Origin of the sequence: Pantoea sp. 18059, from assembly GCF_902706165.1 — a bacterium.
Classification (GTDB): Bacteria; Pseudomonadota; Gammaproteobacteria; order Enterobacterales; family Enterobacteriaceae; genus Pantoea; species Pantoea agglomerans.
Window position 1 is genome coordinate 1 of record NZ_CACSJS010000034.1, and the last position, 459, is coordinate 459.

At 51.0% G+C, this 459-nt stretch carries 1 tRNA gene and 1 rRNA gene; both read left to right on the forward strand.

What is annotated here, in order from left to right:
• Window positions 1–82: ribosomal RNA gene (locus tag GVJ63_RS21915) — 16S ribosomal RNA — on the forward strand; the annotation flags it as partial.
• 88 nt (window positions 83–170) lie between these two features.
• Window positions 171–245 (forward strand) — tRNA-Glu (locus GVJ63_RS21920).
• Window positions 246–459: the final 214 nt, after the last annotated feature.

Below are 459 nucleotides of genomic sequence, written 5' to 3' on the forward strand. Positions count from 1 at the left end.
GCTTACCACTTTGTGATTCATGACTGGGGTGAAGTCGTAACAAGGTAACCGTAGGGGAACCTGCGGTTGGATCACCTCCTTACCTGAAGATACCTTCCCGCGCAGTGTCCACACAGATTGTCTGATAAAAAGTAATGAGCAGGACGGCTGCGAAGTCGTGACACTTTTGTGTCCCCTTCGTCTAGCGGTTAGGACTCCGCCCTTTCACGGCGGCAACAGGGGTTCGAATCCCCTAGGGGACGCCACCTGCTTGGTGACAGGTGAAAGGTGTCTCCATACAGTATCTCAAAACCGATTTGGTTGCGTAAGCAGCCGGGCCGCGTTTGAGATATTTGCTCTTTAACAATCCGGAACAAGCTGAAAATTGAAACGACGCAGCGCGTCATTCCTCCGTAATAAGGGATGACAAGGCGATGCGTTCGAGTCTCTCAAATGCTTGCAATTCGCAGCGTTGTAAAA